The following is a 26,782-nucleotide window of genomic DNA, read 5'->3' on the forward strand; positions in this document are numbered from 1 at the left end:
CGCCCGGTTCGCGGGCGAGCCGTTTCCCCTTGCGGCCCTCGGATGAAGCAGCTCCTGCAGCGACTCGACTCGGGCGCCACCCTGCTGGTGGACGCGCCCGTGCCCGCCGTTTCGGGTCCCAACCTCCTGGTGCGCAGCCAGGCCACCGTCGTCTCCGCCGGGACCGAGCGCATGCTGGTGGAGTTCGGCCGCGCGTCGCTGCTCGAAAAGGCGCGCAAGCAGCCCGACAAGGTGCGCCAGGTGCTCGACAAGGTGCGCACCGACGGGCTGGTCCCCACGCTGGACGCCGTCCGCGCCAAGCTCGAGGCGCCGATCCCCCTGGGGTACTGCAACGCCGGCGTGGTGGCCGAGGCCGGCCCCCGCGCCGGCGGCTTCGCCGTGGGCGACCGGGTGGTGACCAACGGGCCCCACGCCGAGTTCGTCCGCGTTCCCCACACCCTGGCCGCCCGCATCCCCGAGGGGGTGAGCTTCGAGTCGGCCGCCTTCACCCCCGTGGCCGCCATCGGCCTGCAGGGGATCCGGCTGGCCGCGCCCTCGCTGGGCGAGACGGTGGTGGTGTACGGGCTGGGCCTCATCGGCCTGCTGACGGTGCAGCTGCTGCGCGCCTCGGGGTGCCGGGTGGTGGGCATCGACCGCGACGCCGGCCGGCTGGCCCTGGCCGAGCGCTTTGGCGCCGTGGCCGTGGACGGCACCGTGGGCGACCCCGCCGCGCGGGTCGAGGCGCTCACCGGGGGCGTGGGCGCCGACGCCGTGCTGCTGACCCTGGCCTCGGACAGCGACGACCCCGTGCACCAGGCCGCCGCCATGAGCCGCAAACGCGGCCGGCTGGTGCTGGTGGGGGTGAGCGGGCTGCACCTGCGGCGCGACGACTTCTACCGCAAGGAGCTCAGCTTCTCCGTGTCCTGCAGCTACGGGCCGGGGCGGTACGACCCCGAGTACGAGGAGGGCGGGCGCGACTACCCGCTCCCCTACGTGCGCTGGACCGAGCAGCGGAACTTCGACGCCGTGCTGATGATGATGGCCACGGGGGCGCTGGACCCGTCGCCCATGGTCACCCACCGCTTCGCCTTCGCCGAGGCCGCCGGGGCGTACCAGGTGGTGGGCGGCAGCGAGCCCAGCCTGGGCGTGGTGCTCACCTATCCCCCGGCCGATGGCGCCTCGCCGCGCGCCGCGCGGACGGTGGAGCGCGGGCCGGCGGCCCCGGCGGGCGGGCGGGGCGGGGCGGGAGTCATCGGCGCCGGCAACTTCGCCGTGCGCACGCTGCTTCCCGTGCTCAGGGAAGAGGGCGCGCGGCTGCGGGTGGTGGCGTCGGGCGGCGGGGTCACGGGGACCATCGCGGCCGAGAAGTTCGGCTTCGAGCGGGTGACGACCGACCTGGACGCCGTCTTCGAGGACGCGGACGTGGATTCCGTCTACGTGCTCACCCGCCACGACAGCCACGCCTCGCTCGCCATCCGTGCGCTGGAGGCGGGGAAGCACGTGTTCGTCGAAAAGCCGCTGGCGCTGGACGAGGCGTCGCTGGACCGGGTCGAGGCCGCCGCCCGCGCCGCCGGGCGCATGGTGATGGTGGGCTTCAACCGCCGCTTCGCCCCGCTGACCGTGGAGATGCAGGGGCTGCTGCGTGGACGCGCGGGCCCCCTTTCCGTCGTCGCCACGGTGAACGCGGGGATGATCCCCCGCGACCACTGGACGCAGGACCCCGAGCTGGGGGGCGGGCGCATCGTGGGCGAGGCGTGCCACTGGATGGACCTGGCGCGCGCGCTGGTGGGCGCCCCGATCCGCGAGGTGCAGGCCGTCTCGGCGCGCGACGGGGAGGGGCGGGCGGTGGACGACATCGCCCACCTGTCGATGGGCTTCGCCGACGGCTCCACGGCGGTGGTGCACTACCTGGCCTCGGGCGCGCGCAGCTTTCCCAAGGAGCGCATCGAGTGCTTCTGGGACGGAAAGACGGCGGCCATCGACAACTGGCGGCGGCTGCTGCGCTGGGGCGTGCCCGGCGGCTCGCTGCTCAACCGGCCCCGGGCAGCCGACAAGGGGCACGCGGCCGAGGTGCGCGCCTGGGCGGCGGCGGTGCGCGGGGGCGGCCCCGCGCCCATCCCCCTGGACGAGGTGATGGAGGTTTCGCGCTGGGCCGTGCGCGCCGGCGCGCTGGCCCGTGACGGCAGGGGCGAGGCGCGGCGTGGCGGCTGAGCGGGCGCCCGGCGGGGCCGCCAAGCGCACGCTGGACCTGGTGGGCGCCGGGGCGGGGCTGGTGCTGTGCGCGCCCGTGCTGGCGGGGGTGGCGCTGGCGGTGCGCGTGTTCCTGGGGCGTCCGGTGCTTTTCCGGCAGGCGCGCGCGGGGCTGGGCGGCCGCACCTTCACCATCTACAAGTTCCGGACGATGCGCCACGGGCCCGGCACCGACGCCGAGCGGCTGACGCCCTTCGGCCGGTTTCTGCGCGCCAGCAGCCTGGACGAGCTCCCGCAGCTGTGGAACGTGCTGCGGGGCGACATGAGCCTGGTGGGCCCGCGCCCGCTCCTTCCCGAGTACCTGCCGCGGTACAGCCCGCGGCAGGCGCGCCGCCACGAGGTGCGCCCCGGCATCACCGGGTGGAGCGCCGTCAACGGGCGCAACGCGCTGTCGTGGGAGGACCAGCTGGAGCAGGACGCCTGGTACGTGGAGAACCGCGGCTTTCTGCTGGACCTGCGCATCCTGGCGCGCACGGTGGGAATGGTGGTGCGGCGCCACGGCGTGGCCCAGCCCGGGCAGGCCACCCGCGAGCTGTTCCGGGGCGGCGGCGGAGAGTCGGCGTGAGCACCCGGCTGCTGGTGTGGGGGGGCGGAGGGCACGGCCGGGTGGTGGCCGACGTGGTCCGCGCGGCGGGCGAGCGGCTGGCCGGCTACGCCGACGCGGACGCCACCCGCCTGGGGCTGCCGGCGGAGCCCGGCGGTGGGCGTGTGATCGCCTCGGAGGCGGAGCTGGAGGCGGCGCTGCGATCGAACGCGGTGCTTCCGGGGGATGCGGATGCCGTGGTGCCGGCCGTGGGCGACAACGCGCGGCGGCTGGCCTGCCTGCGCGCCGCCGGCTCCCGCGCCGCCGCCGCCCTGGTGCATCCCTCCGCCGTCGTCAGCCCCTCGGCCACGCTGGGGCCGGGGACGGTGGTGTGTCCGCGGGCGGTGGTGAACGCCGCCGCCGTGGTGGGCGGCGCGGTGATCGTGAACACCGCCGCGGTGGTGGAGCACGACTGCGTCCTGGGTGACGGCGTGCACGTTTCCCCCGGCGCCGTGCTGGCCGGCGAGGTGCGGGTGGGGGAGGGAGGCTGGATCGGCGCGGGCGCCGTCGTCATCAACCGGATCCGCGTGGGACGCGCGGCCATCGTGGGCGCGGGCGCCGTGGTCATACGGGACGTCCCCGAGGGGGCCACCGTGGTGGGAAATCCGGCGCGGGTCGTACGGACGCGCGTCCTTTGAGCGGGCGAAAGAAAAATGCAACCTGATCGCATCTACCTGTCGCCGCCGCACATGGGCGGCCTGGAGCAGGGCCTGCTGAACGAGGCGTTCGACTCCAACTGGATCGCCCCGCTGGGGCCGCACGTGGACGGCTTCGAGGCCGACTTCCGCGCCGCCGTGCGCAGCGGCGGCGCGCTGGCCCTCGGCAGCGGCACCGCGGCGCTGCACCTGGCGCTGCTGCACCTGGGCGCGGGTCCGGGCGACACCGTGTTCGTCAGCGACCTGACCTTCGCGGCCAGCGTGAACCCCGTGCGCTACGTGGGCGCCGAGCCGGTGCTGATCGACGCCGAGCGCACCTCGTGGAACATGGATCCCGCCCTGCTGGAGCAGGCGCTGGAGGACGCGGCGCGCGCCGGGCGCTTGCCGAAGGCCGTGGTGGTGGTGCACCTGTACGGGCAGAGCGCCGACCTGGACCCCATCCTGGCCGCCTGCCGGCGCTTCGAGGTGCCGCTCGTCGAGGACGCGGCCGAGGCGCTGGGTGCCACCTACCGCGGCCGCGCGCCCGGCACCCTGGGGTGGTGCGGCGTGTTCTCGTTCAACGGCAACAAGATCATCACCACCTCCGGCGGGGGAATGCTGGTCTCGGACGACGAGGACCTGCTGGCGCACGCCCGCAAGCTTTCCACCCAGGCCCGCGAGCCGGCCCCGCACTACGAGCACGCCGAGATCGGCTACAACTACCGGCTCAGCAACGTGCTGGCGGCCATCGGCCGGGGGCAGCTGGCGGTGCTGGAGGACCGGGTGCGGGCCCGGCGCGCCAACTTCGCCGCGTACGCCGAGGCGCTGGGCGCCCTTCCCGGCGTGGAACTGCAGCCCGAGGCGCCGTGGGGGCGCCACACCCGCTGGCTCACCTGCCTTACCCTAGACGCCGCCGCCTTCGGCGCGGGCCCCGAGGCGGTGCGGCTGGAGCTGGAGTCGCGCAACATCGAGGCGCGCCCGCTGTGGAAGCCCATGCACCTGCAGCCCGTCTTCCGCCACCATCGCTTCATCGGGACCGGCGTCGGGGCCGAGCTGTTCGAGCGGGGGCTGTGCATTCCCTCCGGCTCCAGCCTGACGGACGCCGAGCGGGAGCGGGTGGTGGAGGGCGTGCTGGCCGCCGTGCCCGCGGGCGCGGGGCGCTGACCGGCCGGATGGCGACGGAGGCCGCCGCGCCACTGGCGGAGGGGACGAAGCCGCCGCTCCCCGCCCGCCAGCGGTGCGCCGAGGCGCTGGTGCTGCGCCGGTGGGCGCTGCACGTGCTATGGGACGCGCCGGTGCCGCCCGCGCTGGCCGCCGCCGCCGAAGCGTGCTCGCCCGGGGGATGGGCGCTCTTCCTGGGCATGGAGCGGTGCGCGCTGCCGCTGGGCCGCGCGGTGCGTCCCGGCCAGGTGCCCCCGCACGGGGCCGCGGTCCTGGAGGCGAGCACCCTGCGCGAGCTGCAGCGGGTGCTGGGCGCCCGCGCGCAGCTCAGGACCTTCGCGGCGGCGGCGGCGGAGCGGGGGTGGACGGTGGTGGTGCTCAAGGGGGGCGCCGCGGTGGCCGGGGGAAGCCCGCCGCTGGACCTGGTGGACGTCGACGTGCTGGTGCCGCGCGACACCGCGGGCGAGGTGGCGGGGTTCCTGGAGGGCCGCGGATACGACCGGCACGGCCACGATCCGGGCGTGAACTCCGCCAGCTTCTGGCACCTGGCCGCGCGCACCGCCCCCGGCGCGCTGATGGTGGAGGTGCACTTCACCGTCCAGGGCTTCGAGCCGATCGAGGAGACGATTGCCCGCGCGGTGCCGCTTCCGGAGCGGCCCCTGCTGCGCATGGCGCCGGCGGACGAGCTGTGGCACCTGCTGCTGCACGGCGTGTCCCACCACCTGAACCGGCGGGGAAACCTGCGCGAGCTGCAGCTGATGAAGGCGGCGCTCGCCCGCTGCGCACCCGCGGACCGCGCGGACGTCGGCGCGCGCGTCGCGGCGCACCGTGACGCCCCCGCCATGCGGGCCGTGCTCCGCATGGCCGAGTGGCCGAACGGCACCGCGCCGGCCGATCCCTTTGCCTCCATGGCGGCGGGCGGCTACCTGGCCGGGGCGTCCCGCGCCCTGTTCGCCTCGCGGGTGCTGTGGTCGGACCTCGTCGACGCGCTGAGCGCGCTTCTGGCGCGGGACGGTGCCACCCGGCGCCTGTGGGCCACCGTCCCCGCGCGTCCCGACGTCGAATCCGCCCATCCGGCCATCGCCCGGCTGGAGCGTGCCGCGCCGCCCGTGGGACGTGCCGCGCGCGTGCTGCAGCGGGTCGTCCGGCTCTCCGCGTCCTTTGCCCGGGCGGTCCCCATGGCGGTCCGCGCCCGCCGCCTGGCAGATGCGTCCGCCCCACCTTCGTCTTGAACCTGGCCCGGCGCGGCTCCAAAACGTCCCTGCCCCACTTCCGCCCGTCCATCCGCCGTCCCCGGTCCTGAAGAGAACGGGTTCCATCATGGATCTCGGAGGGCAGGCCGGTCTTCTCGTCTTCTTCGTGTCCTCCGTGTGATGTGAATCACGCTTCCTTCGATTAGAAAAAAAGAATAATCGTACAGAGGAACAGAGTCAGACAGAGAAAGCGAACTGAAACATCAGCTTGCTCCTCTGTCTGACTCTGTTCCTCTGTACGCATGAAGTTGTTGTTTTCCCGGCTTCGGGATCACACGGAGGTCATGGAGAAGACAAAAGGACTGGTTTCTCCTCCGTGCTGTCCGTGTGAGTCGGGAGTAGAAGTCTGGGTGCACAATGGACTGCGGCAGGAGAGGCATCCACCGGCCCGGCCGTCCCCGGGTCCGGACCCTGAAACGCGCGGAGGCGCGGAGAAGCATGTTCTCCGCGCCTCCGCGCTTTGCCGCCGATCCCCGCCTCAGCGAAGGACGCTCGGCTGCTTCATCCGACGCCGACCCGCTTGCCGGCCTTCTTGGAGTTGCGGCCCTTTCCGTTGGTGCCGTTCTCGTGGGGGGCGTAGCCGCCGTAGCTGCCGTAGCCGTACCCGTAGCCGTACCCGTAGCCATAGCCGCCGGTGCGCGCGTCCACGTCGTTCAGCACCACGCCGCCGATGGTCCCGCCCACCTGGATGATCTGGCCGGCGGCGTGCTGCAGGGCCCGCTTGTCGGTGGCGCCCGCGCGCGCCACCAGCACCGTGGCGTCCGCCAGCTTGCCCAGCACCGCCCCGTCCGTCACCAGGTTCAGCGGCGGCGCGTCGATGATCACCATCTCGAACTCCTGCCGCAGCCTGCGCATGAGCTCCGCCATGCGCGCCGAGCCCAGGAGCTCCGCCGGGTTGGGCGGAAGCACCCCCGTGGTCAGCACGTACAGCGAAGGCCCGTCCTCGGCGCCGGCGGTGCTGGGCACCTGCCGCACCGCCTCTTCCAGGGGAACGCGCCCCAGCAGCACCTGCGACAGCCCCGGCTCCTGCGGCACGCCGAACACGTTGTGCAGCAGGCCGCGGCGCAGGTCCGCGTCGATCAGCAGCGTGCGCGTGCCCTGCTGCGCCATGGTGATGGCCAGGTTGGACGCGCTGGTGCTCTTGCCCTCGCCCGGCATGGCGCTGGTCACCACCAGCACCTGCGGCGCGTGGTCCGCGCTGGAGAAGGTGATGCTGGTGCGCAGCGCGCGGTACGCCTCCGAGGCCGAGTTGCGCGGGTCGAGCAGGGTCACCAGCCGGTCGCCGCCCTCGCTGAGCGCCGTCGCGGCGGCGCCGCGCTGCCAGATGCGGATGCGGTTGTGGCCCGCGCCGTTGCCGTTGGCCCCGCTGCCTCGCGGCTCGATGCGCGGGATCATCGCCAGGATCGGCGCGCCCGCCGCCGCCGTGGTCACGTCGTCGCGGGTGCGCACCTTGTGGTCCAGGGCGTGCCGCGCGAAGGCAAGGCCGCACCCCAGCGCCATCCCCAGCACCGCCGCCAGCACCATGGTGCGCATGGGCCGCGGCGCGAACGGGTGGTCGGGCACCAGCGCCAGGTCGATGATGCGCACGTCGCCGGGCTCCACCGCCTCGCGGATCTCGGCTTCCTTCAGCCGCGTCTGCAGCAGCGTGTACAGCTCGTCCAGCAGCACCTGCTGCCGCGAAAGGCGGGCAAACTCCACTTCGCGCGCCGGGATCGCCGCCAGCTGCGTGGCGAACTGCGCCAGCACCGTCTCGGCCGAGGCGATCTGGCTCTGCACCCCGTCCAGGTAGTTGCGCGCGATCTGGTGCAGCTGCTCCTCGATCTCGCCGATGCGGCGGTCCAGCCCCTGCACGTCCTCGTTCTGCGCCGTGCGCTGCACCAGCAGCTTGGCGCGCTCGTTCTCCAGCGTCGTCAGCGACTGCAGCAGGTCCTGCACGGCCCGGTTGGAAAGGAACACCGGGAACGAGGCCAGCTGGCGGTACGGCGAGGCCGCGCCGGGGGCGCGGGCCTCCTGCGTCACCCGGTTCAGCAGGCGGGTCAGCGCCTCGCGCTCGGAGCGCAGCTGGTCGCGGGTGGCCTGCAGCTCCGTCAGGCGCCGCACCTGCGCGCTGGCCTCCTCGGGAAGGCTCACCACCTGCTCCGACTCGCGGAACGAGCGCAGCCGGTTCTCCGCCGACGCCAGGTCGCCCTCGTAGGCGGCCACCTGCTGCCGCAGGAACTCGATGGTGCTGCGCGACTCGGTCTTGCTTCCGGACGACTTGTGCTGGATGAAGGCCGCCGCCAGCGCGTTGGGCACCGCGGCCGCCAGCACCCGGTCGGTGCTCTTGTAGCCGATCTCCACCACCAGGGCGTCGGGGTCGGGCTGCCCCACCCGCACGCTCCCCCGCACGGCGCCCGCCGCCGCGCGCCGCGAGCGGATGCCGAAGCGGATCTCGTCCGGGCCCGCCGCGCGCAGCGACGGGTCCAGCTCCAGGGTGACGTTGCCCACGCGGAACGGCATCCCCGGCACCGCCACCGGGTCGTGCCGCACCGGGATCTCGCGCTCCACGTCGGGCTTCAGCGCGTAGCTCCCGCCGGGGCGGCGGGTCAGCGTGTACAGCCCCTGCGCGCCGTCGGCGCCGGCCATGGCCACCGGGCGGATCACCTCGTCGCGGGGCACCTGGGGCGAAACCAGGACGAGCGTCATGTTCAGCGAGTCCGCCACGCGCTCGGCGATGGCACGGCTGCGCAGCACGAACATCTCCGTCTGGATCTTCCCCTTGCCCATGCCCATGCCCACCACGGGCATCAGGTCGCCCAGCGCGGCCTTGCCCGCGTCGTGCCCGTCGATGCGCAGGCTGGCCGCGCTCTCGTACACGGCCGGCTGCCGCGACGTCCAGAAGGCGGCCAGGGCCAGGACCACGGCGCAGGTTCCCGCCACCAGCCACCGGCTGCGCAGCAGCAGCTGCCACACGTCGGCCAGCGAGACCTCGCCGGTGGTTCCGGGGGCCGTTCCGTTCGTATCCGACATGGGTCGTTCGATCTGTCGCATTGCAGGCGTGTCGATATACCGGATCGCGCCGGGCGGGGAGCCTCCGTCCCCGTCTCCGGACCCTCCCCGCGCGGGTTTCCTACCGGCGCAGGATCGCGATGATGATGCTGGTCAGCGACAGCGTGGTGCTCACCACGAAGGTGCTGTTCCGGTCGAACCAGGACCGGCGCTCCACGAAGATCTGGTCGCCCGAGCGCACGTCGGCCGCCGAAAGCACCGTGCCGGGCCCCAGCCGCTGTGCGTACACCCGTCCGTCGCGGATGATGCGCACCTTGCGCAGGTCGCCCGCCGCGGTGGCGCCGCCCGCCATGGCCACCGCCCCCGCCACGCTCACGGTGGGGTCGATGGCGTACATCCCGGGGCGCTGCACCTCGCCCAGCACGTTGATGCGCCGCAGCGGGGTGATGATGATGGACGGGTTGCGAAGGTGCACCTGGTACGCCTCCACCAGCTGCCGCCTCAGCTCGCGCATGGACATGCCGGTCACCCGCTGCTCGCCCAGCAGCGGCAGCACCACCGTCCCCGCCTCGTCCACCAGGTACTCGCCGTCCAGCTCCTTTTCGCGGTACACCTGCACCCGGATCAGGTCACCGGGAAGCAGCGTCACGCTGCTCATCAGCGCTTCGCTCTGCTCCGTGGGAACGGGCTGCGCCGGAACGGGCTGCGCGGCCTCCTGCGCCGCGAGCACGCGGGGCACGCCCGTCAGGGCCAGTAAGATGGCTACGGAGATGCGGATGGACATTCGGAACCGGCGCTGAAACGTGGTCGACTGCGAACACCTAGTATAGCGCCACCCCGCGGCGCTTACAACCCGTGGCCCCACGGAATCGCACACTGCGTTGCGTTCAGGGGCCCTCTCCGCTATTCTCTGCGCCCGTCCGGACGCGGGGGCCCGCGCGCGGGGCGGACGCCGCGCGGGGCGCCTTTCGCCCGCGCGAACAAACCACTGCTTACATGCACGCATGAACATCGCAGTCATTGGTACGGGGTACGTCGGCCTGGTCGCGGGCGCCTGCCTGGCGGAAACCGGAAACCAGGTCGTCTGCGCGGACATCGACGCCGGCAAGATCGCCCGGCTGAACGGGGGCGAGATCCCCATCTACGAGCCCGGGCTGGAGCCGCTGGTGGAGCGCAACCTGGCCGAGGGGCGCCTTGCGTTCACCACCGACGTGGCCGGGGCCGTGTCCGCGGCCGAGGTGATCTTCATCGCCGTGGGCACCCCGCCGGGCGAGGACGGCTCGGCCGACCTGCAGCACGTGCTGGCCGTGGCCGAGACCATCGGCCGCAACATGCCCGCCACCGGGCCCGAGAAGATCGTCATCACCAAGAGCACCGTCCCGGTGGGCACCGCGGGCAAGGTGCGGCAGGCCATCGCCCGCCACACCGACCGCCCCTTCCACGTGTGCTCCAACCCCGAGTTCCTCAAGGAGGGCGCGGCGGTCCAGGACTTCATGAAGCCCGACCGCGTGGTGGTGGGGGTGGAGAGCGAGTTCGCCCGCCACCGCCTGGGCGAGCTGTACGCCCCGTTCGTGCGCACCGGCAAGCCCGTGCTGTTCATGGACATCGCCTCGGCCGAGATCACCAAGTACGCGGCCAACGCCATGCTGGCCACCCGCATCTCGTTCATGAACACCATCGCCGGCCTGTGCGAGGCGGTGGGCGCCGACGTCGACAAGGTGCGCATGGGCATCGGCAGCGACGAGCGCATCGGCCCCGGCTTCCTGTTCGCCGGCATCGGGTACGGCGGCAGCTGCTTTCCCAAGGACGTCAAGGCGCTCGTCCACACCCTGCGCGAGGCGGGGGTCGACCCGGCCATCCTGGACGGCGTCGAAAAGGTGAACGCCGACCAGAAGGCCCTGCTGCTGCGCCAGGTCGTCGACACCTTCGGCGAGGACCTGTCGGGGCGCACCTTCGCCGTGTGGGGCCTGTCGTTCAAGCCCGAGACTGACGACATGCGCGAGGCGCCGTCACTTACGCTGGTGCGCGGGCTGTGCCAGCGCGGGGCGCGGGTGCGCGCGCACGACCCCGAGGCGCACCACGAGGCGGGGCGCTACTTCGCCGACCTGCTGGGGATGGGCGTGCTGTCGCTGTGCGAGCGCAACTACGACTGCGTGGAGGGCGCCGACGCCCTGCTGCTGCTGACGGAGTGGTCGCCGTACCGCAACCCCGACTTCGACCGCATCCGCGCCGGGCTGCGCGAGCCGCTGGTGTTCGACGGGCGCAACCTGTGGGACCCGGAGCGCATGGCCGAGATGGGCTTCACCTACCGCTCGGTGGGGCGGCGCTCGCGCCCCGCCGCGGCGCCCCAGCCCGCCCTGGCCGGCTGATGCGCATCCTGATCACGGGAGCCGCGGGGTTCCTGGGCTCGCACCTGTGCGACCGGTTCCTGGGCGAGGGGCACCAGGTGGTGGGGATGGACAACTTCATCACCGGCAGCCCCGACAACGTGGCGCACCTCATGGGGCGCGACGGGTTCGAGTTCGTGCAGCACGACGTCACCAACTACATCTACGTGGCCGGGCCGGTGGACGGCGTGCTGCACTTCGCCAGCCCCGCCAGCCCCATCGACTACCTGGAGCAGCCCATCCCCACCCTCAAGGTGGGGTCGCTGGGCACGCACAAGGCGCTGGGGCTGGCCAAGGCCAAGGGCGCCCGCTTCCTGCTGGCCTCCACCTCCGAGGTGTACGGCGACCCGCTGGAGCACCCGCAGACCGAGTCGTACTGGGGAAACGTGAACCCGGTGGGCCCGCGGGGGGTGTACGACGAGGCCAAGCGCTTCGCCGAGGCCATGACCATGGCCTACCACCGCTACCACGGGATGCAGACGCGCATCGTGCGCATCTTCAACACCTACGGGCCGCGCATGCGCCCGCAGGACGGGCGCGTGGTCAGCAACTTCATCGTGCAGGCGCTGCGCGGCGAGCCGCTTTCCATCTACGGCGACGGCTCGCAGACGCGGTCGTTCTGCTACGTGGACGACCTGGTGGACGGCATCTTCCGCCTGTTCTTCAGCGACCGGGCCGAGCCGGTGAACGTGGGCAACCCCGGCGAGTTCACCGTGCGGCAGCTGGCCGAGCGGGTGCTGGCGCTCACGGGAAGCGCCTCGGCGCTGCAGGCGCACCCCCTCCCCGAGGACGACCCCAAGGTGCGCAAGCCCGACATCACCGTGGCCCGCACGGTGCTGGGGTGGGAGCCGAAGGTGCCGCTGGACGAGGGGCTGGGCCGCACCATCCCGTACTTCCGCGCCCTGGTGGAGCAGAACTCCCCCGGCGCGCGCACCCTCTGACCGCCGTGGACGTCGTCGTCACCGGGGGGGCGGGGTTCATCGGCAGCCACCTGTGCGAGCGCCTGCTGGCGCGCGGGCACCGGGTGTTCGCCGTGGACTGCTTCGACGCCTTCTACGACCCCGCCATCAAGCGCCGCAACGTCGCGGGGATGCTCCCGCACCCCGGCTTCGCGCTGCTGGAGCTGGACGTGCGCGACGGCGCGGGGGTCGAGGCGGCGCTGCGGGCGGCGGGCGCCCGGGTGCAGGCGGTGGTGCACCTGGCCGCGCGCGCGGGGGTGCGCCCCTCCATCGAGGACCCGCTGCTGTACGCGCAGGTCAACGTCGAGGGCACCACCGCCATGCTGGAGCTGGCGCGCCGCATGGAGGCGCCGCGCTTCGTGTTCGCGTCCAGCTCCAGCGTGTACGGCAACCACGCGGCCGTCCCCTTTTCCGAGGACGACCCGGTGGCGCACCCCATCTCGCCGTACGCGGCCACCAAGCGCGCGGGCGAGCTGGTGTGCCACACGTACCACCACCTGTTCGGGATGTCGGTGGCGTGCCTGCGGCTGTTCACGGTGTACGGGCCGCGGCAGCGCCCGGACCTGGCCATCCACAAGTTCGCCCGGCTCATGGCCGACGGCGAGGCCATCCCCGTGTTCGGCGACGGGTCCACGCGGCGCGACTACACCTACGTCGACGACGTGCTGGACGGCATCGAGGGGGCGCTGGCGTTCACGGGCGACCACCCGGGCTCGTTCGAGGTGTTCAACCTGGGCGAAAACGACACGGTCACCCTGGAGCGGCTGGTGCGGGTGCTGGCGGCGTCGCTGGGCGTGGAGCCCCGCATCCTGCGCCTTCCTCCCCAGCCGGGCGACGTGGAGCAGACCTGCGCCGACATCTCGCGGGCGCGGCGGATGCTGGGGTACGCGCCGCGCACGCGCATCGACGAGGGGATCCCCCGCTTCGTCGAGTGGTTCCGGGCGCAGCGGGCGGGGTGAGGGAACGATGATCGACTTTCACAACCACCTGATCCCCGGCGTGGACGACGGCGCGGCCGACGCGGCGGGCGCCGTGGAGGGGCTGCGGGCGTTCGCCGCCGAGGGGATCACCGCCGCCGTCGCCACCCCGCACCTGCGCGCCTCCCTGCTGGAGCGCGCGGGCGAGCGCGACGAGTACCTGGGGCAGGTGGACGCGGCGTGGGCCCGGCTGGTGGCGCTGGGCGGGGCGGAGTGCCCGTCGCTGCGGCTGGAGCGCGGCTTCGAGGTCATGCTCGACACGCCGGCGCCGGACCTTTCGGACCCGCGGCTGCGGCTGGCGGGGACGCAGTTCGTGCTGGTGGAGTTCCCGTTCATGTCGGTGCCGCCCAACGCGGGCCCGGCCATTTTCGAGCTCAAGCTGAACGGGTGGACGCCCGTGCTGGCGCACCCCGAGCGGTACGGCAACTTCGACGACTTCGCGGCGGCGGCCGAGTGGCGGCAGCGGGGCGCGTACCTGCAGGTGAACTGCGGGTCGCTGCTGGGCCGCTACGGCCCCGAGGCCCGCGACCGCGCCTGGGGGCTGCTGGAGCGCGGCCTGGCCGACTACGCGGCCAGCGACTACCACGCCCGCGGCGCCCCCCGCATGGCGGAGTGCCGGGCCGCGCTGGCGGCCGCCGGCGGCGAGGCGCAGGCCGACCTGCTGCTGCGCGGGAACGCGGCGCGGCTGCTGGACGGCCAGCCACCCCTGCCGGTGGCGCCGCTGCGCCGCGCGCGGCCCTCCCTGATCAAACGAATCTTCGGTGGGGGCCGCTGAGGCGCCCCGCCGTTTCCCATGGATTGCGAGCTCACGAACATGGAAAGCAACACCCCCGCTTCGGTCCCGCTGGCCCGGCCCAAGATCGTCTCCAAGCCCTGGGGGCGCGAGATCTGGTACGCGCACGAGGAGCGCTACGCCGGCAAGGTGCTCGAGGTCACCCGCGGGCACGCGCTGTCGCTGCAGAAGCACGAGCGCAAGCAGGAAACCATGTACCTGCAGTCCGGCCGCCTGCTGTACCACTTCAACGGCGTGGACTTCGAGATGGAGCCGGGGCAGTGCATCACCGTGCGCCCGGGCGACGTGCACCGCATCGAGGCGCTGGAGGACGCGGTGATCCTGGAAGTCAGCACGCCCGAGCTGGACGACGTGATCCGGCTGGAAGACCGCTACGGCCGCGGCTGACCCCGGCCCGTCCCCCGCGCGTCCTCGTCCGGCGCGGACGTGCGGCCCGCCGGGTCCCTCCACCGCCCGCGCGGGTTGCCCCCGGCGCGGGCGGGTGCGTATCATCGTCGCGTTTCCCTCGATCGAACCCGCCGTACCCTGTCCGGAGGACGGATGACGCAGGACCCCGCAGTCGAGCAGCTGATCGCGCGCGGCAAGGAGGCGCTGGGCCGCAACCAGTACCTGGCCGCGCTGGACGACCTGCAGGCCGCCGCCGCGCGCCGCCCCGCCTTTGCCGACGTGCAGAACCTGTCCGGCGTGTGCCTGTCCATGCTGGGGCGGCCCGACGAGGCGCTGGCGTCGTTCACGCGCGCCACCGAGCTGAACCCCGGCTACGTCGAGGCGCACCTGAACCGCGCCATCACGCTGAACGACCTGGGCCGGCTGGACGAGGCGCGCGACGCCTTTGCCCGCGCCGCCGAGGCCGACGAGGAAAAGGGCGGCGGCGGGCGGTTCTCGTCCGCGGCGGCCGCGCGGCTGGCCAACCTGCACGCCGAGCTGGCCGACACCTACGACCAGGCCGGCGCCCCGGAAGAGGCGGTGGAGCAGTACCGCCGCGCGGTGGAGCTGCGCCCCCGCTTCCTGGACATCCGCACCCGCCTGGGCCGCACCCTCATCGAGCTGGGGCGCGCGGACGAGGCGCGCGCCGAGCTGCAGGCGGTGCTGGAGCACAACCCCGGCTTCGTGCAGGCGCGCTCCAACCTGGGGCTGGCGCTGTTCCGCGCCGGCGACCTGGACGGCGCCGAGGCCGAGTGGCGCCGCTGCCTGGCCCAGCAGCCGGGGAGCGCGCAGGTCTCCGCCTTCCTGGGGATGCTGGAGCGGCGCCGCGGCGGCGCGGAGTAGCGTCCGACGAACCGCGTGACGCGTTCGGGGGATGCACGGTGGGTGGATATCCGTCCGGATCCTCCGGCTTCGTGCCCTTCTACCAGATCCCGTAAAAGAATTGATCGTACAGAGGAACAGAGTCAGACAGAGGAACGAGATCATGCTTCCCCTCGCTTTCTCTGTCTGACTCTGTTCCTCTGTACCCTTAAGGTGTTGTTTTTTCGGATCTGGTAGGAACCGCCGGCGCTCACGGCGGGTTGCCGCGGCGGTGCCGAAAGTCTATCTTCTCCCGTTTCGCATGCGCCCGGACGGGCCGCGAAAAACACCGTAGCGCGGGGTTTCCGCGGACCTTTGAACCTGCGGGCCTGCCGCGGGTACATGCAGCCCATGATCGATTCCAGACCTATCCGCAGGGCCGCGCTTGCCCTCCTCGTGGCCGTGTCGGTGCCCGGCTGCGCCATGTTCCGCACCCCCCCGCCGCTGACCGTCGAGTCGGCGTACGCGCAGGGGATGGCCGCCTACACCGCCGGCCAGTACGGCCGCTCGGCCGAGCTGCTGGCGCAGTTCGTCCCCAACGCCGCGGCCGACCCGCGGCTCAAGGGGGCGCTGATGGCGCTGGGGCGCTCGTACCTGGAGACGCGCCAGTACGTGAGCGCCACCGCCCAGTTCCTGCGCGTGGCTACCGAGTTCGCCCGCGACCCCGAGGCCTCCGACGCACGCTTCGGCCTGTGCGACGCGTACCACCGCCTGTCGCCCCGGCCGCAGCTGGACCCCGAGTACACCACGGCCGCCATCACCTACTGCGAGTCGTTCGCCTCCATCTACCCCGGCACCCCGCAGGCGCAGCAGGCGCAGCAGTGGGTGGCCGAGATGCGGGGCAAGCTTGCCGAAAAGGCATACGGGAACGGCCACTTCTACTTTCGCCGCGGACTGTACGACGCCGCCGTCGTGTACTTCAACGACGTGGTGACGCAGTTTCCCGAAACGCCGTGGGCCGCCACCGCGCTGCTCCGGCTGACGGAGGCCTACGACCGCATGGGGTACCGCGAGGAGCGCACGGCCACCCGCGAGCGGCTGCTGCGCGAGTACCCGCAGAGCCCCGAGGCCCGCGGCCTGGCAGCCGCCCCGGCCGATTCGGCAGGGCGCTGACGGCGCGGTCCGTGCGACTGGGGGTGTACGGCGGCGCGTTCGATCCACCGCACCTGGGGCACCTCACGGCGGCCTCGGACGCCTGCGACGCGCTGGGGCTGGACCGGCTGCTGTGGATTCCCTCGGCCGTGCACCCGCTCAAGCCGGTGCGCACCGCGCCGGAGCTGCGGCTGGAGATGGTGCGGGCCGCCATCCAGGGCGACCCGCGCTTCGCGGCGGACGACCTGGAGCTGCGCCGCACCGGCCCCTCGTACACGGTCGACACTCTGCGCGCGCTGCGCCAACGCGAGCCCGGCGCCGCGCTGTTCTTCGTCACCGGGGCCGACAACCTGGCCGACCTGCCGCGCTGGCGCGAGCCGGACCAGATCGCCCGGCTGGCCACGCTGGCGGTGATGTCGCGCGCCGGCGACCAGCTTTCCGCGGACCCGGCGTTCCCCGCCGTGCCCGTGCCCGTGACCCGCGTGGACCTTTCGTCCACCGAGGTGCGCCGCCGCGTGGCGGCGGGCCTGAGCATACGATACCTGGTTCCCGAAGCCGTGCGCGAGGTGATCGCGCGGGAGCGGCTGTACGGGGGCCATTCCCGTTGATAGGCAAGGAAGCGAGATGCTGAAGTCCCTCGTCAAGGCCGTGTTCGGCACGCGCCACCAGCGCGAGCTCAAGCGGCTGCAGCCCATCGTCGACGAGATCAACCGCGAGTTCGAGCGCCTGAAGGGCGTGTCCGACGCCGAGCTGCGGGGGCAGACGGAAAAGTTCCGCGCCGTGATCCGCGAGGCCACCGCCGACGCCGAAGCCGAGCTGGCCGACCTGCGCGCCGCCCGGCGCAGCAGCGAGGACGCCGCCGAGCGCGAGGCGCTGTCGCAGCGGATGGGCGCGGCCGAGCGCCGGCTGAAGGCCGAGCTGGAGGGGGTGCTGGACGAGATCCTTCCCGAGGCGTTCGCCACCGTCAAGGCCGCGGCGCACCGGCTGGTGGGCACCGAGGTGCAGGTGACGGGGCAGACCCTCGTCTGGGACATGGTGCACTACGACGTGCAGCTCATCGGCGGCATGTCGCTGCACCAGGGCAAGGTGGCCGAGATGGCCACCGGCGAGGGCAAGACGCTGGTCGCCACCCTGCCCCTGTACCTGAACGCGCTGGCCGGGCGGGGCGCGCACCTGGTGACCGTCAACTCGTACCTGGCGCAGCGCGACAGCGAGTGGATGGGCCACCTGTACCGCTTCCTGGGCCTCACGGTGGGGTGCATCGACCTGCACGAGCCCAACACCCCGGAGCGCCGCGAGGCCTACCACGCCGACATCACCTACGGCACCAACAACGAGTTCGGCTTCGACTACCTGCGCGACAACATGGTGCACCAGCTGGAGCACCGGGTGCAGCGCAGGCATCACTACGCCATCGTCGACGAGGTGGACAGCGTCCTCATCGACGAGGCGCGCACGCCGCTCATCATCTCGGGCCCGGTGGGCACCGAGACCAACGCCGCGTACGCCCGCTACAACCCGTCGGTGGCCGACCTGGCGCGCCGGCAGACGCGCCTGGTCAACGACCTGATCGCGCAGGCCGAAAAGGACCTGGAGGGGGGCGACAGCTACGCCGCGGGCGAAAAGCTGTTCCTGGCCCGCCGCGGCTCGCCGCGCAACAAGCGCCTGCACAAGATGCTGGCCGACGACCCCGGCCTGGTGCGGGTGATCGGCAAGGTCGAGCGCGACTACATGATGGACAAGAAGGTCCACGAGTTGGAGGAGAACCTCCTGTACTCGATGGACGAGAAGGGGCACACCATCCACCTGACCGACCAGGGGCTGGACGTGCTGGCCCCCGACGAGCACGACGCGTTCGTGGTCCCCGACATCTCCGAGGCCATCCACCGGGTGGAGGAGGACGCCTCGCTGGGGCTGGACGAGAAGCGCGAGGCCAAGGAGGCGCTGGAGCGCGAGTACGCGGAAAAGAGCGAGAAGATCCACGTCATCCACCAGCTGCTCAAGGCGTACACGCTCTTCAACCGGGACGAGCAGTACGTCATCCAGAACGGCGAGGTGATGATCGTGGACGAGTTCACCGGCCGCATGATGCCCGGCCGGCGCTGGTCCGACGGGCTGCACCAGGCGGTCGAGGCCAAGGAGGGTGTGGCGGTGCGCGCCGAGACGCAGACGCTGGCCACCATCACCATCCAGAACTACTTCCGCATGTTCGACAAGCTCGGCGGCATGACGGGCACCGCCGAGACGGAAGAGGGCGAGTTCCACCAGATCTATACGCTGGACGTGATGGTGATCCCCACCAACCGTCCCATCACCCGGCAGGACCGGCACGACCTGGTCTACAAGACCAAGCGCGAAAAGCTGAACGCCATCGTCGAGGAGGTGCGCCGCCTGCACGTCATGGAGCTTCCCGTCCTGGTGGGCACGGTGAGCGTGGACGTGTCGGAGACGCTGTCGCGCATGCTGAAGCGCGCCGGGGTGACGCACGAGGTGCTGAACGCCAAGCAGCACCGGCGCGAAGCCGAGATCGTGCGGCTGGCGGGGCAGCCGGGGGCGGTGACCATCGCCACCAACATGGCCGGCCGCGGCACCGACATCAAGCTGGGCGCGGGCGTCACCGAGCCGCGCACCATCGCCTGGGCCAAGGCGCGGGGGCTGGACCTGAAGGCGCTCAGCACCTCGCCCGACCCGGAGGCGGTGGTGGACCTGGCCACCCAGCCCGACAGCTACGTCATCGAGACGGGCGGGCTGCACATCATCGGCAGCGAGCGGCACGAGTCGCGGCGCATCGACCGGCAGCTGCGCGGCCGCGCCGGCCGCCAGGGCGATCCCGGCGCGTCGCAGTTCTTCCTGTCGCTGGAAGACGACCTGATGCGCCTGTTCGGCTCGGAGCGCATCGCGGCCATCATGGACCGCCTGGGCGCCGAGGAGGGCGAGGTGATCACGCATCCGTGGATCACCAACTCCATCGGCGGCGCGCAGAAGCGCGTCGAGATGCAGAACTTCGAGGCGCGCAAGCGTCTGCTTGACTACGACGACGTGATGAACCAGCAGCGCGAGGTCATCTACGACCTGCGCACCTTTGCCCTGGAAGGCGGCGAAGAGCTGAAGGGCGAGGTGTGGGAGATGATCGAGCGGGCCGTCCCGCCGATGCTGGACGAGTACGCCTCCGCCAGCGCCGCGTCCGACGAGTGGGACCTGTCGGGGCTGCGCCAGCGGCTGATGCTGGACTTCTTCGTGAACGCCGACCGCCTTCCCGCCGAGGGCGGCGTGGGCGACCGCTTCGCGTCGCGCGACGAGCTCGAGGAGTACGTCGTCGACCGGGCGCGCGAGCAGTACCACGACAAGCTGGACCGCTTTGGCGAGGCGGCGGACGCGGTGCTGCGGTTCGTGGTGCTTTCCACCATCGACGAGAAGTGGAAGGACCACCTGTACGATCTGGACCACCTGAAGGCCTCGATCGGCTTCCGGGGGTGGGGGCAGAAGGACCCGCTGCTGGAGTACAAGAAGGAAGCGTACGACATGTTCGAGGACCTGATGACGGACATGTACGCCGCCATCGCCAAGTTCGTGTTCCGTGCGCAGCTGGCCCCGGCGGCGCCGCTGCCCCCGCCGCCGCCCATGACCTTCTCGGGCCCCACGCCCGACGGGGAGCTGGGCGTGGCCGAAGAGGCGAACGAGATGCCGCCGCCGCCCCCGTCGCCCCCGCAGCCGCGGCGCCCGTCGCTGGGCGTGAACCCCGGGATGGCGGTTCCGCCGCGGCAGCAGGCCATGCGCACCAACCGCGAGGAAACCCCCGCCCCCGCCCCGGCGGCCGTCACGGTGGGGCGTAACGATCCCTGCCCGTGCGGAAGCGGAAAGAAGTACAAGCAGTGTCACGGGCGGAATGCGTAGGGGCAGGGAATAGGGAATAGGGAATAGGGAATAGGGAATAGCGGGACTGGAGGGGACAGGGGACAGGTTACAGGGGACAGCCTGCAACGGCCCTGCAGTCCATCACACGAGAGAGCCTCGGGACGACGGTGTCCCGGGGTTCTCTCCGTTTCAGGGGGTGTTGCCAACCTCCCAGCGTGATTGACTTCCTGAGGGAGGCGCCGCCCCGCAACTCACTTGTACGCTGCACCTTCGCGCCGACCGAAGGACCTCGCCAGCAGAACGACGGGGCTGGTCCCGTGCCCTGATCTGGCCCCTGCGCCACCGAGACGAGGTCCTTCGGTCGCGCGCGGGCGGTTGTGTAGCTTCTGGGTACCCGTGGTGCGCTCCCTCAGGAAGTCACCGCTTCGTTATGGATTTGAGGTTTAGCAACACCCTCTCATATCAGGCGCGGTCGGTGGAGCCCATCGGCCGCCTGGACGGCAAAAGAGTGGTTTCACGCAGCGAAGCAGAAGAAAGCAGAGAAACCACTCCGCTTCCTCTGCTTCCTCCGTGTTGAGAAAAGCGGATTTTCGGCGACGCACTGGACCCGCCTGCGCCTCCACCTGCCGCGCGTCTTTGCGAAACCCTGCTGCTTGTTGTGGTAGCCGGACCGGCGGGCGGTGTCCGCACTTCCGCACTTCCACACTTCCGCACTTCCACACTTCCACACTTCCGCACTTCCGCACTTCCGCACTTCCGCACTTCCGCACTTCCGCACTTCCGCACTTCATGCCGCGTCTGGCGCAGCGGGAGCGCTCCAAATTGGGTCTGGTGATACGGGCACGACGTCCATATCTTATATTCGGCTTTTATTCGGTATAACGTGAGAAGCTGCGGTAACCCAAGGAGCCTGGAGCCTGCCATGCCCGCTGTCGCCTGTCGCCGTGCGCCCGGATACGGGGTGATGAAGATCAAGGAGTGGCCGGTCAGCGACCGGCCACGCGAGCGGCTGCGCACGCTGGGGCCGCGGTCGCTGAGCTCGCGCGAGCTGCTGGCGCTGCTCATCGAGACGGGGATGCCCGCCGCCGACGACCGGCCGGCGCGCTCGGCCATGGACGTGGCCGGCGACCTGCTTGCGTGGGCGCTGCAGGGCGAAGACGAGGATCCCCGGATGCGCGACCGGCAGCCGCTGCGCCGCATCGTCACGGCGCCGTTTTCCGCGCTGTGCAGCGTGCCGGGGATCGGGCCGGCCAAGGCCGCCAAGATCCTGGCCGCCCTGGACCTGGGGCGCCGCGCCACCGAAGAGGTGCGGCGCGACGCGCACCGCTTTTCGTGCCCCCGCGACGTGTTCGAGCACGTGCACCTGGGCATGCGCGACCTGGCACACGAGGAGTTTCGCGTGGTCATGCTGAGCGCCCAGTGGGAGCTGCTGGGCATCGAGCGGGTGGCGCAGGGCACGGTCGACGCCGTGGACGTGCACCCCCGCGACGTGTTCGCCTGCGCCCTCCGCACCGGCGCGCACAGCGTGGTGCTGCTGCACAACCACCCCAGCGGCGAGCCCGCCCCCTCGCCCGAGGACCGCGACCTTACCCGGCGGCTGGAAGAAGCCAGCAAGGTGCTCGGCATCGTCCTGCTGGACCACATCATCGTGGGCGAGGGGCGGTACACGTCGTTTTCCGAGGCGGGGCTGATGGCGGCGGCGGGGTGGTGACGGAGCGCCCTGATCGCTTACATTGCTATGCATGAGCGACTCCGCACGTCCGCTGCCGCCCCGCTCCCCCCGCGCCGCCCCCCGGGCGGCGTGGCCGGGCGCGCGCGTCCCCGCCGCGGGGGAGGGCTGATGGCCACGCACGCCGCCGCGCTCCCGGGCGCCGACGGGGCGCTGGAGCACGCCCGCGCCATCCTGCCCCCGGAGCTGTTCGAGGCGGTGCAGCCGTTCGCGGAGCGGCTGGACCTGGACATGATCGCGCGGGCGTACGAGTTCAGCGCCATGGCGCACGCGGGGCAGAAGCGCCACTCGGGCGAGGACTACATCGTCCACTGCATCGAGGTGGCCAGGGTGCTGGCGGAGCTGCACCTGGACTCGGCCACCATCGCGGGCGGGCTCATCCACGACGTGGTCGAGGACACCTCGGCCACGCTGGACGACGTGCGCGACGCCTTTGGCGACGAGGTGGCCACGGTGGTGGACGGGCTCACCAAGATCGCCAAGGTGCAGTTCCGCACCAGCACCGAGCAGCAGGTGGAGAACTTCCGCAAGCTGCTGCTGAGCATGGCGCAGGACGCCCGCGTGATCCTCATCAAGCTGGCGGACCGCCTGCACAACATGCGGACGCTGGACTGGCTGCGCGAGGAGAAGCGCCGCCGCATCGCCCTGGAGACGCGCGAGATCTACGCGCCGCTGGCGCACCGGCTGGGGGTGGCCGCCATCAAGTGGGAGATGGAGGACCTCTGCTTCAAGTACCTGGAGCCGGAGCCGTACAAGGAGCTGGCCCGCCGGGTGTCGGAAAAGCGGCGCGAGCGCGAGGAGTGGATCGAGAACCTGCGGGTGCCGCTGGAGGCGGAGCTGCGCGGCTCGGGGATCGAGTGCGAGGTGACGGGGCGGCCCAAGCACCTGTGGTCCATCTACCGCAAGATGGTGCAGCGGGAAAAGAACTACGACGAGATTTACGACCTGATGGCGGTGCGGGTGATCGTGGACACCATCGCCGACTGCTACCACGCGCTGGGGGTGACCCACAACCGCTGGACGCCGCTCACGGAGCGGTTCCACGACTACATCGCCACGCCCAAGAGCAACATGTACCAGTCGCTGCACACGACCATCTTTGGTCCGGGCGGGCGGCTGTACGAGATCCAGATCCGCACGCGCGAGATGCACCGCACGGCCGAGTACGGCATCGCGGCGCACTGGAAGTACAAGGACGGCCCCCGCCCCAGCGGCGACGACGTGGACGAGACGCTCACGTGGTTCCGCCAGGTGCTGGAGTGGCAGCAGGAGACGCGCGAGCCGGAGGAGTTCATGGAATTCCTCCGCATCGACCTGTTCCAGGACGAGATCTTCGTCTTTACCCCCATGGGCGACGTGAAGCAGCTGCCCAAGGGGGCCACGCCCATCGACTTCGCCTTTACGGTGCACACCGAGGTGGGGCTGCACTGCAACGGCGCGCGGGTGAACGGGCGGCTCACGCCCATCACCCGCGAGCTCAAGAACGGCGACCAGGTGGAGATCCTCACCGACGCCAAGCAGCGCCCCTCGCGCGACTGGCTGGCGTTCGTGAAGACGGCCCGCGCGCGCAACAAGATCCGCCAGTGGATCAAGGAAGAAGAGTTCGGCGACAGCGCCCGGCTGGGGCGCGAGTTCATCGAGCGCGAGATCCGCAAGGCGCGGCGCGAAAAGGTGTCGGAAGACCGTTTCGGCGAGGCGGCGCGGGGGCTGGAGCTCCCCGACGCCGACCACCTGTTCGCCGCGCTGGGCCGCGGCGACCTGGGGCCCTCGGCGGTGATGCGGGCGCTGTGGCCCGAGACGGTGGAGGAGCCGCCCAAGCCGCCCTCGGCGTTCGAGCGGCTGGTGTCGCGGGTGCGCGGCGAGCAGGCCACGGCGCCGCTGCGGGTGCAGGGGATGAGCAACCTGATGGTGCGCTACTCCCAGTGCTGCCAGCCGGTGCCGGGCGACAAGGTGATCGGCTACGTGACGCGGGGGCGCGGGGTGAGCGTGCACCGCATCGACTGCCCCAACATCCTGCAGCTGCGCGAGCACCCGGAGCGGCGGGTGGAGATCGACTGGGACGGCGACGGCGCCGACCGCTTCTTCGTGCGCCTGGGGATGGAGGGAAGCGACCGCCGCGGCCTGTTCGCCGACATCGCCAGCGCCATCTCGGCCACCAACACCAACATCAAGAGCGCCGACATCAACGCCGACCAGCACGGGATGCGGGGCGACTTCGTGGTCGAGGTGGAGAACCTGGCGCACCTGAACCGCGTGCTGACCGCCGTAAAAAAGGTGAAGGGCGTGGTGCGGGTGGAGCGGCGCGAGCAGACGGATCTGGGCGAAGTGGGGGACGATCCCGCGTAGCCTCCGCGCTTCTTCCTGATCGACCACCCCGCGGCCCGGCAGAGGAAACCCTCTGCCGGGCCGCGGTCCGTTGTGGAAAAGACCTGGCTCACCCAGAGGGCGCAGAGGCCACAGAGGAACTGAACGACACCGATTGTTTAGCCGGATCCTGTGTTGATTATACCAGATCCTGAAAAAGAATGATCGTACAGAGGAACAGAGTCAGACAGAGGAAACGAGATCATGCTTCCACTCGCTTTCTCTGTCTGACTCTGTTCCTCTGTACCCATCAAGGTGTTGTTTCCGCGGATTCCGTATCACGCAGACGCCTGTCGTAAACGTGCACGCACCTTGCGGCGGGGCGCCCCACCTGCGAGCGTACACCCTGCCGCCGGATCGCTGTGAACTTCGGCTTCCGTTCGGGGTAGCAGGAACGTTTACCTGCGTTCCTTTCAGCAGTCTCCCGACGAGGTGTCATGCCGTTCGAACTGGTGTCTCCCTTCTCTCCCGCCGGCGACCAGCCGCGGGCCATCGACGAGCTGTCGGAAGGGCTGGCGCGCGGGGACAAGTACCAGACGCTGCTGGGCGCCACGGGCACCGGCAAAACGCTCACCATTGCCCACACCATCGCGCGGCACGGCAAGCCGGCGCTGGTGATGAGCCACAACAAGACGCTGGCGGCGCAGCTGTACGGCGAGCTCAAGACGTTCTTTCCCCGGAACGCCGTGGAGTTCTTCATCAGCTACTACGACTACTACCAGCCCGAGGCGTACGTCCCCAGCACGGACACGTACATCGAAAAGGACTCCTCGATCAACGAGGACATCGAGCGGCTGCGCCTGCGCGCCACCAGCTCGCTGATGGAGCGCGACGACGTGATCATCGTCTCGTCCGTAAGCTGCATCTACGGCCTGGGCGACCCGCAGGAGTACCGCGCGCAGATGCTGGTGCTGAACGTGGGGCAGGAGATCAGCCGCAAGAAGATCGTCGAGGGGCTGGTCGCCATCCAGTACAAGCGCAACGACGCGGCGTTCGAGCGGGGCAACTTTCGCGTGCGCGGCGACACGCTGGAGCTGTACCCGGCGTACGAGGAGCAGGGGGTGCGCATCGAGCTGTGGGGCGACGAGATCGAGCGCATCTCGCGCTTCGACCCGCTGACGGGCGACACCATCGCCACCATGACGCGGGCCGCCATCTTTCCCGCCACGCACTTCGTCACGGCCAAGAACAAGCTGGAGCGGGCGGTGGAGCGCATTCGCCGCGAGCTGGACGAGCGGCTGAAGGAGCTGCTGGGGGCGGGAAGGCTGCTCGAGGCGCAGCGGCTGGAGAGCCGGACCAACTTCGACATCGAGATGATGCTGGAGATCGGGACGTGCTCGGGGATCGAGAACTACTCGCGCCACATCGCGGGACGGGCCGAGGGCGAGCGGCCGGCGTGCCTGTTCGACTACTTTCCCGAGGACTTCCTGGTGGTGGTGGACGAGAGCCACGTCTCCGTCCCCCAGATCGGGGGGATGTTCAACGGCGACCGCGCGCGCAAGCTGACGCTGGTGGACCACGGCTTTCGCCTCCCCAGCGCGCTGGACAACCGGCCGCTGAAGTTCGAGGAGTGGGAAGAGCTGGTGCCGCGCGCCATCTTCGTCAGCGCCACGCCGGGCGAGTACGAGGTGCGGCAGAGCGGCGGCGTGGTGGTGGAGCAGATCATCCGCCCCACCGGCCTGCTGGACCCCGTCGTCGACGTGCGCCCCGTCCGCGGGCAGGTGGACGACCTGCTGGCGGAGATCCGCATCCGCGCGGCGCGCGACGAGCGGGTGCTGGTGACCACGCTGACCAAGCGGATGTCGGAGGACCTGACGGACTTCCTGCACCAGAACGGAGTTCGCGTGCGCTACCTGCACAGCGACATCCAGTCGCTGGAGCGGGTCGAGATCCTGCGCGACCTGCGGCTGGGCAAGTTCGACGTGCTGGTGGGGATCAACCTGCTGCGCGAGGGGCTTGACCTGCCCGAGGTCTCGCTGGTCGCCATCCTGGACGCGGACAAGGAGGGCTTTCTGCGCTCCAGCAGCTCGCTCATCCAGACGGTGGGGCGCGCCGCCCGCAACGTGCAGGGCACGGCCATCCTGTACGCCGACAAGGTGACCGGCTCCATGCAGCGGATGATCGAGGAGACCGACCGCCGGCGGGTGCTGCAGCGTGCCTACAACGAGGCCAACGGCATCATCCCCCAGTCGGTGTTCAAGTCGGTGGACGAGATCGAGCGCAGCACGCGGGTGGCCGACGCGCGCACCAAGGCGCCGGACCCCGCCGCGGGGGCGACGCAGGCGGCGGAGCGCCGGGCGGCGGCGGGCAAGAAGCCGCTGCCGGAGATGCTGAAGGACATCGAGCAGGAGATGCGCGACGCGGCGGCGCAGCTGGACTTCGAGCGCGCGGCGGTGCTGCGCGACCAGTATCTGGAGCTCAAGGCCGAGATGGACGGCGCCAGGCCCGGGCCGCAGCGGCGCTCCGTCAGCGCGCTGCGGGGGTGACGGG

Annotated in this window: 19 protein-coding genes; 17 read left to right on the forward strand and 2 right to left on the reverse strand. The window is 71.4% G+C overall.

The genetic code is table 11. The features are described 5' to 3' along the window. Nucleotides 1-42: 42 nt before the first annotated feature. Genes VGC13_RS32740 through VGC13_RS32760 form a run of 5 tightly spaced genes read left to right on the forward strand, consistent with a single transcriptional unit; the run spans nt 43 to nt 5,840 of the window. The gene (locus tag VGC13_RS32740; RefSeq protein WP_331129571.1) at nt 43-2,190 is read left to right on the forward strand and encodes a bi-domain-containing oxidoreductase; all 2,148 of its coding nucleotides are present in this window, start codon (nt 43-45) and stop codon (nt 2,188-2,190) included. Further along, on the forward strand, nt 2,180-2,794 hold the full coding sequence (locus tag VGC13_RS32745; RefSeq protein ID WP_331129572.1) for a sugar transferase: 615 nt from the start codon (nt 2,180-2,182) through the stop codon (nt 2,792-2,794). The genes VGC13_RS32740 and VGC13_RS32745 overlap by 11 nt, the downstream gene beginning before the upstream one ends. Then, nucleotides 2,791-3,450, forward strand: a complete 660-nt coding sequence (locus VGC13_RS32750; RefSeq protein WP_331129573.1) for a NeuD/PglB/VioB family sugar acetyltransferase — start codon at nt 2,791-2,793, stop codon at nt 3,448-3,450. Before VGC13_RS32745 ends, VGC13_RS32750 begins: the two co-directional genes overlap by 4 nt. A gap of 15 nt (nt 3,451-3,465) precedes the next feature. Next, nucleotides 3,466-4,611, forward strand: coding sequence for an aminotransferase class I/II-fold pyridoxal phosphate-dependent enzyme (locus VGC13_RS32755; protein ID WP_331129574.1), 1,146 nt, complete (start codon nt 3,466-3,468; stop codon nt 4,609-4,611). Between the two features lie 8 nt (nt 4,612-4,619). Next, on the forward strand, nt 4,620-5,840 hold the full coding sequence (locus VGC13_RS32760) for a nucleotidyltransferase family protein (RefSeq protein WP_331129575.1): 1,221 nt from the start codon (nt 4,620-4,622) through the stop codon (nt 5,838-5,840). A 522-nt stretch (nt 5,841-6,362) separates the two neighbouring features. On the opposite strand, the gene VGC13_RS32765 is transcribed toward VGC13_RS32760, so the two are convergent. Continuing rightward, nucleotides 6,363-8,870, reverse strand: a complete 2,508-nt coding sequence (locus VGC13_RS32765; RefSeq protein ID WP_331129576.1) for a GumC family protein — start codon at nt 8,868-8,870, stop codon at nt 6,363-6,365. A 100-nt stretch (nt 8,871-8,970) separates the two neighbouring features. Continuing rightward, a complete protein-coding gene (locus VGC13_RS32770; protein ID WP_331129577.1) occupies nt 8,971-9,633 on the reverse strand; it encodes a polysaccharide biosynthesis/export family protein in 663 nt (220 codons plus the stop codon). Nucleotides 9,634-9,853: 220 nt separating this feature from the next. Between VGC13_RS32770 and VGC13_RS32775 the strand changes: the two genes are divergently transcribed. From VGC13_RS32775 to uvrB, 12 genes are all read left to right on the forward strand, one after another. Next, a complete protein-coding gene (locus VGC13_RS32775) occupies nt 9,854-11,218 on the forward strand; it encodes a UDP-glucose/GDP-mannose dehydrogenase family protein (RefSeq protein WP_331129578.1) in 1,365 nt (454 codons plus the stop codon). After that, complete coding sequence (locus VGC13_RS32780) at nt 11,218-12,177, forward strand: UDP-glucuronic acid decarboxylase family protein (RefSeq protein ID WP_331129579.1); 960 nt, start codon at nt 11,218-11,220, stop codon at nt 12,175-12,177. The genes VGC13_RS32775 and VGC13_RS32780 overlap by 1 nt, the downstream gene beginning before the upstream one ends. Before the next feature lie 5 nt (nt 12,178-12,182). Next, nucleotides 12,183-13,154 carry an SDR family NAD(P)-dependent oxidoreductase gene (locus VGC13_RS32785; RefSeq protein ID WP_331129580.1) on the forward strand — a complete coding sequence of 324 codons (972 nt, stop codon included), beginning with the start codon at nt 12,183-12,185 and terminating at the stop codon, nt 13,152-13,154. A 7-nt stretch (nt 13,155-13,161) separates the two neighbouring features. After that, entirely contained in the window at nt 13,162-13,947 is a 786-nt protein-coding gene (locus VGC13_RS32790) for a tyrosine-protein phosphatase (RefSeq protein ID WP_331129581.1), read from the forward strand. A gap of 39 nt (nt 13,948-13,986) precedes the next feature. Further along, nucleotides 13,987-14,352, forward strand: coding sequence for a cupin domain-containing protein (locus tag VGC13_RS32795; RefSeq protein WP_331129582.1), 366 nt, complete (start codon nt 13,987-13,989; stop codon nt 14,350-14,352). A 153-nt stretch (nt 14,353-14,505) separates the two neighbouring features. Next, nucleotides 14,506-15,234, forward strand: coding sequence for a tetratricopeptide repeat protein (locus tag VGC13_RS32800; protein WP_331129583.1), 729 nt, complete (start codon nt 14,506-14,508; stop codon nt 15,232-15,234). 369 nt (nt 15,235-15,603) lie between these two features. Continuing rightward, entirely contained in the window at nt 15,604-16,365 is a 762-nt protein-coding gene (locus tag VGC13_RS32805; protein WP_331129584.1) for an outer membrane protein assembly factor BamD, read from the forward strand. 11 nt (nt 16,366-16,376) lie between these two features. Continuing rightward, complete coding sequence (gene nadD / locus VGC13_RS32810) at nt 16,377-16,952, forward strand: nicotinate-nucleotide adenylyltransferase (protein WP_331129585.1); 576 nt, start codon at nt 16,377-16,379, stop codon at nt 16,950-16,952. Nucleotides 16,953-16,968: 16 nt separating this feature from the next. Continuing rightward, the gene (secA, locus tag VGC13_RS32815) at nt 16,969-20,238 is read left to right on the forward strand and encodes a preprotein translocase subunit SecA (protein WP_331129586.1); all 3,270 of its coding nucleotides are present in this window, start codon (nt 16,969-16,971) and stop codon (nt 20,236-20,238) included. A gap of 925 nt (nt 20,239-21,163) precedes the next feature. Continuing rightward, the gene (radC, locus tag VGC13_RS32820; RefSeq protein ID WP_331129587.1) at nt 21,164-21,910 is read left to right on the forward strand and encodes a RadC family protein; all 747 of its coding nucleotides are present in this window, start codon (nt 21,164-21,166) and stop codon (nt 21,908-21,910) included. Between the two features lie 129 nt (nt 21,911-22,039). Continuing rightward, nucleotides 22,040-24,274 carry a bifunctional (p)ppGpp synthetase/guanosine-3',5'-bis(diphosphate) 3'-pyrophosphohydrolase gene (locus tag VGC13_RS32825; protein ID WP_331129588.1) on the forward strand — a complete coding sequence of 745 codons (2,235 nt, stop codon included), beginning with the start codon at nt 22,040-22,042 and terminating at the stop codon, nt 24,272-24,274. A 455-nt stretch (nt 24,275-24,729) separates the two neighbouring features. Then, nucleotides 24,730-26,778 (forward strand): excinuclease ABC subunit UvrB, encoded by a 2,049-nt coding sequence (uvrB, locus tag VGC13_RS32830; RefSeq protein ID WP_331129589.1) that lies wholly within the window; start codon nt 24,730-24,732, stop codon nt 26,776-26,778. Nucleotides 26,779-26,782: the final 4 nt, after the last annotated feature.

This window comes from Longimicrobium sp., assembly GCF_036399255.1.
Lineage (GTDB): Bacteria > Gemmatimonadota > Gemmatimonadetes > Longimicrobiales > Longimicrobiaceae > Longimicrobium.

What these genes read in the sequence shown, in the direction of transcription:
- VGC13_RS32795 (WP_331129582.1), top strand. Translation starts at nt 13,987, where the DNA reads ATGGAAAGCAACACCCCCGCTTCGGTCCCGCTGGCCCGGCCCAAGATC.
- radC (WP_331129587.1), top strand. Translation starts at nt 21,164, where the DNA reads ATGAAGATCAAGGAGTGGCCGGTCAGCGACCGGCCACGCGAGCGGCTG.
- VGC13_RS32790 (WP_331129581.1), top strand. Translation starts at nt 13,162, where the DNA reads ATGATCGACTTTCACAACCACCTGATCCCCGGCGTGGACGACGGCGCG.
- VGC13_RS32780 (WP_331129579.1), top strand. Translation starts at nt 11,218, where the DNA reads ATGCGCATCCTGATCACGGGAGCCGCGGGGTTCCTGGGCTCGCACCTG.
- VGC13_RS32740 (WP_331129571.1), top strand. Translation starts at nt 43, where the DNA reads ATGAAGCAGCTCCTGCAGCGACTCGACTCGGGCGCCACCCTGCTGGTG.
- VGC13_RS32825 (WP_331129588.1), top strand. Translation starts at nt 22,040, where the DNA reads ATGGCCACGCACGCCGCCGCGCTCCCGGGCGCCGACGGGGCGCTGGAG.
- VGC13_RS32755 (WP_331129574.1), top strand. Translation starts at nt 3,466, where the DNA reads ATGCAACCTGATCGCATCTACCTGTCGCCGCCGCACATGGGCGGCCTG.
- VGC13_RS32770 (WP_331129577.1), bottom strand. Translation starts at nt 9,633, where the DNA reads ATGTCCATCCGCATCTCCGTAGCCATCTTACTGGCCCTGACGGGCGTG.
- VGC13_RS32800 (WP_331129583.1), top strand. Translation starts at nt 14,506, where the DNA reads ATGACGCAGGACCCCGCAGTCGAGCAGCTGATCGCGCGCGGCAAGGAG.
- VGC13_RS32775 (WP_331129578.1), top strand. Translation starts at nt 9,854, where the DNA reads ATGAACATCGCAGTCATTGGTACGGGGTACGTCGGCCTGGTCGCGGGC.
- secA (WP_331129586.1), top strand. Translation starts at nt 16,969, where the DNA reads ATGCTGAAGTCCCTCGTCAAGGCCGTGTTCGGCACGCGCCACCAGCGC.
- VGC13_RS32805 (WP_331129584.1), top strand. Translation starts at nt 15,604, where the DNA reads ATGATCGATTCCAGACCTATCCGCAGGGCCGCGCTTGCCCTCCTCGTG.
- uvrB (WP_331129589.1), top strand. Translation starts at nt 24,730, where the DNA reads ATGCCGTTCGAACTGGTGTCTCCCTTCTCTCCCGCCGGCGACCAGCCG.
- VGC13_RS32760 (WP_331129575.1), top strand. Translation starts at nt 4,620, where the DNA reads ATGGCGACGGAGGCCGCCGCGCCACTGGCGGAGGGGACGAAGCCGCCG.
- VGC13_RS32765 (WP_331129576.1), bottom strand. Translation starts at nt 8,870, where the DNA reads ATGTCGGATACGAACGGAACGGCCCCCGGAACCACCGGCGAGGTCTCG.